1 protein-coding gene is annotated in these 1,836 nt (G+C 56.5%); it reads right to left on the bottom strand.

Features of this window, described 5'->3' with window-relative positions; translation table 11 throughout:
* Positions 1 to 209: 209 nt before the first annotated feature.
* A partial coding sequence (locus ABYT07_RS20800; RefSeq protein ID WP_372993904.1) for an acyl-CoA synthetase occupies positions 210 to 1,836 on the bottom strand: 1,627 nt, incomplete at its 5' end.

Here is a 1,836-nt window from a genome sequence, read left to right as displayed (position 1 = left end):
TTACTGCTGCATTCATAGACAGCCTGATCCCCTCGTGTTCCGCCAGTTCTGCCATTGTTGTGAATTCACCGGACTCAAGCATCCGCTTCCAGTGAATTGCCCGCGCCAGCGCCTTGAGGATTCATTCTTTATAGATAAAAACAAAAAAAGTTTCTGCGTGCGAAGGCCGCCCCGCTTGTAAGGCGGGGATTTGCACCAAGGAGTGGATACTAGACGTCGGCCAGCAGATTGACGGGGGCTCCGTCCGCAATTTCTTTTGCTAGCGCGCGCAGAACGAATTTCTGGATCTTGCCCGTCGAGGTGCGCGGAATATCCATGAAAATGAACTGGCCCGGAACCTTGAAGGGCGCAAGCTGATCACGGCACCACGCTTTAAGCATTTCGCCATCCGCCTGCTGCCCCATAGCAAGCTCGATAAAGGCGCATGGTGTCTCTCCCCATTTCTCATGCGGCATGGCGACCACGGCGGCAACGCTGACAGCCGGGTGCCGGTACAGCGCTTCTTCGACCTCGATGGAGGAAATGTTTTCCCCACCAGAAATAATGATATCCTTGGATCTATCCTTGAGCTGGATGTAGCCATCGGGGTGGATCACCCCCAAGTCGCCGGAGTGGAACCAACCGCCTTCAAAGGCCTCTTGGGTGGATTGTGGATTGCGGAAATATCCCTTCATCACGACGTTGCCACGAAACATGACTTCGCCCATGGTTTTGCCGTCGCGGGGCACCGGAGCCATGGTTTCGGGGTCGAGAACATCTAGTCCTTCCAGCGGCAGATAGCGCACGCCCTGACGGGCCTTGAGGGCCGCTTGTTCCTCTGGCGGCAGGTCAGACCAGCTGTCGTGCCAGTCATTGACCACTGCGGGTCCATAAGTTTCAGTCAGCCCGTAAAGATGCGTAACGTCAAACCCCGCGGTTTTCATATCCGCCAACAGCTTTTCGGGTGGAGGCGCTGCTGCGGTGAAAAATTGCACGGTGCGATCAAGATCACGTTTTAACCCAGCAGGTGCAGAGATCATCAGCGACATCACGATCGGGGCCCCGCACAGGTGGGTGACGCCCTCGTCAGCCAAAGCATTCCAGATCGGTTCCGCCCGCACCTGACGCAGACAAACATGGGTGCCGATAATCGCCGACATCGTCCATGGGAAACACCAGCCGTTGCAGTGAAACATGGGCAGGGTCCAAAGATAGACCGCGTGTTTTTGCATTGAAGACGTCAGCGCATTTCCCTGTGCCAAAAGGTAAGCGCCCCGGTGATGCGACACGACACCCTTGGGGTCGCCGGTCGTGCCAGACGTGTAGTTGATCGAGATTGCATCCCATTCGTCCTCTGGCATCAGCCAAGCGTAATCAGGATCACCGCTAGAGAGGAATGCCTCGTAATCCTGGGCCTTAACGGCTGCTTGGGGGCCGTCGAATTCAGCGTCGTTATATTGGATCAGCACGGGGTTCACGGATGCAATTGCCAGCGCCTCTTGCATCAACGGCATGAACTCAGCGTCCACGATGACGAGTTTCGTCATGGCGTGATCCAGCTGAAACGCGATGATCGCGGCATCCAGACGGGTGTTGATCGAATGCAGCACTGCGCCGCACATTGGAACGCCGTAGTGGCATTCCAGCATGGCAGGGGTGTTTGCAAGCAGCGCTGATACCGTATCCCCACGCTCCATACCATTTTGGCTTAGGGCCGAGGCCAGTTGCCGCGAGCGCGCGTAAAATTCAGCATAATTGCGCCGCAGGGCCCCGTGAACAATCGCGATATGATCCGGGAAAACACTTGCCGCGCGTTCCAGAAAGGTCAGTGGCGTGAGGGGCTGATAATTCGCTGGA

Source organism: Sulfitobacter sp. (assembly GCF_041552635.1).
Lineage (GTDB): Bacteria > Pseudomonadota > Alphaproteobacteria > Rhodobacterales > Rhodobacteraceae > Sulfitobacter.
Note: the sequence above shows the minus strand (reverse complement) of the source record. Positions and strands in the feature narration are given on the sequence as shown.